This is a genomic window from Streptomyces sp. CO7 (assembly GCF_053474865.1).
On record NZ_JBRIOU010000013.1, the window covers coordinates 8,611 to 12,732 of the forward strand.

4 protein-coding genes are annotated in these 4,122 nt (G+C 73.7%); 3 read left to right on the forward strand and 1 reads right to left on the reverse strand.

Features of this window, described 5'->3' with window-relative positions; all coding sequences use genetic code 11:
- Positions 1 to 92: 92 nt before the first annotated feature.
- Genes ACOV8S_RS30100 through ACOV8S_RS30110 form a run of 3 tightly spaced genes read left to right on the forward strand, consistent with a single transcriptional unit; the run spans position 93 to position 2,729 of the window.
- The gene (locus tag ACOV8S_RS30100; protein ID WP_448321650.1) at positions 93 to 467 is read left to right on the forward strand and encodes a hypothetical protein; all 375 of its coding nucleotides are present in this window, start codon (positions 93 to 95) and stop codon (positions 465 to 467) included.
- A gap of 19 nt (positions 468 to 486) precedes the next feature.
- On the forward strand, positions 487 to 1,524 hold the full coding sequence (locus ACOV8S_RS30105; protein WP_448321651.1) for a hypothetical protein: 1,038 nt from the start codon (positions 487 to 489) through the stop codon (positions 1,522 to 1,524).
- A gap of 41 nt (positions 1,525 to 1,565) precedes the next feature.
- Entirely contained in the window at positions 1,566 to 2,729 is a 1,164-nt protein-coding gene (locus tag ACOV8S_RS30110; RefSeq protein WP_448321652.1) for a TetR/AcrR family transcriptional regulator, read from the forward strand.
- Positions 2,730 to 2,754: 25 nt separating this feature from the next.
- On the opposite strand, the gene ACOV8S_RS30115 is transcribed toward ACOV8S_RS30110, so the two are convergent.
- Positions 2,755 to 3,963, reverse strand: coding sequence for an oxygenase MpaB family protein (locus ACOV8S_RS30115; RefSeq protein WP_448321653.1), 1,209 nt, complete (start codon positions 3,961 to 3,963; stop codon positions 2,755 to 2,757).
- Positions 3,964 to 4,122: the final 159 nt, after the last annotated feature.

Sequence of the window (4,122 nt, forward strand, 5' to 3'; positions counted from 1 at the left end):
GCGGGGGGGGGGGGGCCGCCGCGGGGGGGCCGGACGCGGCCCGGGCTCGCTTCGCCCGCCACGCCCGTGCCCTCGCGGACCGGTTGCCGCAGTTGTCCGACGTCGCGGCCGCCCACCCGCTCCGCCACCGCGCCTGGGCCCGGCCGGAGGAGGTCGATCCCGCGAGTGCGACGGCGCGGATGCTGTCGCTGATCCGCGCGTTCGCCCAAGGTGACTGCACGGCGCCGGAGTTCGCGCACGGCTGGTGGGAGGCGCACCGCGCCGCCCGGCGTGCCGGGGAGCGTGCCGTGATGCCGCTGGCCGGACTGCTGGAGCGGGTCTTCATGTCGCTGGAGGACTACGCCGGCGCGCCCGGGCCGGTGGAGCCCGGCGAGTTGGACGACGCCGCACTGCGGGGCGCCGTGGGCGAGGCGTGGCGTCACGTGACGGGGTCGCGGGATGCGGGGCCGACGGGAGGACGGGGGTGAGGTTCCGGTGGAACGGAGGGTGAGCTTCGCGCGGAACTGGCGGTGGGAGACGCTCAGCACCCTGAGCGTCCCCGCCCACCGGCTGGAGGGGTACCTCGCCCGCCTGGTGCGGGGAGACCGGGAGGACCGGGCCCGGGTGCGCGATCTCCTGTACTGCGAGGTCGCCAACCAGGGTTGTCTGTACAGCGGGGCCGCCCCGTGTGTCGACGCGGTCACCTCGCACGCCCGGTCCGGGGCGCCGCTGACACCCGAGGCGGTGAGCCTGCTGGAGGTCGTCCTCAACGCCAGGAACCCCGGCGTCCGGGCGGCGTCGGCGGAGGGTGACGTCGACGTGGCGGAGTACTGCCGCGCCGAGATCCTGGACGTCCTTCCCCTCCTCCTGGAGCAGGCGGGCGGGGCGGCCCCGGACTTCTTCCGCGAGGTCTGCTTCCTGATCCCTCAACTGGCCGAATCATCGACCGCGGTGGCCCGGTTCCTCGTGCGGGCGGTGGCGCGCTGCGACGGTGAGCGCCGGCTGTGGGCGCGCGAGGCGCTGGAGGAGGCCAGGGAGGTGCTCAGGGACGGGCACATGCAGCCGGGAGCGACGGCATCCGTCTCGCACCGTCTGGAGAGGCTCGCGCGCTGCGGCCTCGAGGTGGTGGCCGGGCCGCCGCAGGACGGGCCGTCGGTGGAGGCGGCGCTCCGCGCGGTCAACGGGGTCGAGGTCGAGCCGGTGGTCAGGGTCCCGGGCCCCGGTCCCCGCGCGCTCGGGGAACTGGACCGGCGCTGGCACGAACAGGCCGCACGGGCGCGTCTGTACACGAGGAGCGGCGAGTTCCTGATCCTGCCGCCGGGCTCCGGCGGGAGCCGGGTCGGCTGGGTGCGGGTGCGGGACCGGGGCGGCGAGAACCTGCCCTCACGCGTCGGGGAGGTGTTCGGCGCCCCGGACTTCCTCGCCGTCTCGGTGGACGGCCGCGTGCTGTGCGCGGCCGCGGTCGAGGACGACGGTCACTGGGTGGTCGTGCACGGGTTCCCGGGGCCGCGGAAGCCGCAGACCTCCGCGTTTCCGTGTGGTTGACTGCTCCGCATGGCCCTGTCTCCGCACCCGCCCGTTCGGCCGTGACCGCCGAGCCGACCGCGGCCACCCGGCCACGCAACCGCCGGCAGCTCATCGTGGAGGCGGCCGGCCGGGCCTTCAGCGAACGCGGCTACCACCGGGCCTCCATGGAGGAGATCGCGGCCGGCGTGGGGATCACCGCGGCAGCCCTGTACCGGCACTTCCCGAACAAGTACGCACTGTTCGCCGAGTGCGCCCACGTCATGATCGACCGGCTGGTCACCGCGCTCGACGAGGTTCCGGCCGGCGCTCCCCTGCCGGAGGTGCTCACCGCCGTGGCCCGGGTGACGGTCGCGCACCGCGCGGCGGGCGGGGTGTACCGCTGGGAGGCCCGCTATCTGGACCGGGAGGACCGTCTGCGCATGGGCGCCAAGTTCGGCCGCCTGATCCGGCGGGTCGACGAGGCGGTGCAGGGCGCGCACGCGCTCCCCGACAACCGGCTGCGGGCGGTGGCGGCGCTCGGGGCGATCGGGTCGGTCACGATGCACCACACCTCCCTCGCGCAGCGCCGCGCCGAGGAGTTGCTGACGGCGTCCGCGCTGGGCGTGGCGGTGACCGATCCGACGACCGCGGTGCCGGGCGCCCGCTCCGTCGCGCTGCCGGCCCGTCAGGCGCCGCGTACGAGGCGTGCGGAGATCCTGGCGGCCGCCATCCCGCTGTTCGCGCGGGACGGGTTCGCCAGCGTCACCAACGGCCAGATCGCGGAGGCCGTCGGGCTGACCCCGTCGGCGCTGTACCGGCATTACCCCGGGAAGGTCGACATCCTGGCGGCGGCCTGCCTGCAGGCGGCGGGCCTGCTCTCGCAGGCGGTGGAGGTCGGTCTCGACGGGGTGGCCGACCCGCGGGAGGCGCTGGTGGCCCTGGCCGCGACGTACGTGGCGTACAGCTTCGAGTACACCGAGCTCACCGGCGTCGCCGAGGCCGAGCTCGCCGGGCTGCCGGCCGAGCTGCGGCGTCCCCTGGTCCTGGCGCAGCGCGAGCACATAGCGGTGTGGGAGCAGCAGTTGCGGCTGGTGCGTCCGGAGCTCGATCCGCGCCAGGCCCGCGTGCTGGTGCACGCGGGCTTCGGCGTGGCCGTCGAGGCCGGACGCAGGGTGCGGTGGCGGGACACCCACGACCACCGTGCCGCGGTGACGGCGCTGGTCGTGGGCGCCCTCGGCCTGTGAGGGCCGGGGGCGCGGGGCCGGCGGGTCAGCCGGCCGCCCGGTTCCCGGTGGGGATGGTGATGGGTGTGGTGGTCGAGGAGCCGCCGTTGTTGAGGAACAGCATGGCCAGGCCGCGGATGAACTGGTCGACCATGTAGAAGGTGCCGGGCATGACGGGCGACAGTCCTTCGCGGAACAGGATGTAGGCGGGCCACGCGGTGCGGACCAGGGCCGCCGCCGCGTAGTCGCGCCTGAGGCCCAGCCAGTCCCCGACCTCGTCGCTGAGGACGTAGCGCACGAACTCGTTGAGGAACCCGCGGGTGACGCCGAGGTCGATCTGCGCGGTGAGCCCGAGCAGCACCTCGGCGAGGTCCTTGCCCTCGGTGGTGGGGGCCATGATGGGGGTGAGCACCTGCGCCGACTGCGCGTGCGCGGCCGCCCAGGTCTGCGGGATGTACTCGTCCGGCACCCCGAGCAGGTGCAGGGCGACCTGCCAGGAGTGCAGGAACGCCTCCTGGTCCGCCGCCGGGAAGGGGATCCGCCAGTCCGTCAGCTTGTCGTGCACGTAGGTGCCGAGGCTGTGGAAGGTGACGAGGATGTCGGCGGCGCTGATCGGGATGGTCTGGTCGGCGCCCGCCTTCCAGTGCGGTGACTGGGGCAGCAGATGACGCACTGCGGCGTGCACCAGCCGGGTCTTGTTGGCGGTGACGACGAACTGTCCCGACGGCTCGAAGGCGCGCAGCTGGGACAGGTCGTAGCCGAAGGTGAACGTCTTGGCCGCGCGGTCCTTCATGTCGGCGCCGCCCGCGGACCAGTACACGCTCCTGGCCTCGCGGGGGATCACGGTGCTCATGATGCCGCTGCCGAGGCCGTACAGCATGAACAGGTAGGTGTCCCTGCGCCGGTTGAAGTCGGCGGCGCGTCGCAGCTTGGTGAGGTCGGCCCAGGCGGGCAGCTTGTTCACCTGCCGCAGGTGCGCGGTGAGTTCGGCCGGCAGGCCGCTGGGCAGCGGGTCGCCGTTGTTCACCCACTTGGCCATCGCCGTGTTGACCGCGGGCACCTGCCCGTTGTCGAGCAGCGAGGCCATCAGGGGATCGGTCGCGTCGTCCCAGATCCACTCGGGGTCGGCGCCCGCTCCGCTTCCGGCGACCGAGTCGGCCGACGACCAGGCCCACGCCTTGGGACCTTCCAGCGCGCCCACGAGACCGAGCGCGGCGCCGAGGGACAGGACTCTGCGCCTGTTGAGATTCTCCATTGACTTACCCGCTTCCCTGCTGGGCCGGACGGCGCTTCACGCCGTTCTCACTTGCCAGTTGCGAGACGATCGCACTTCGGGTCGTGCCGGGGTATGTGATTCCTCATTAACATAGCGAGCCTTGTGGTCGTCGGCAATGGTCGCGGCGACGGGTCCCGC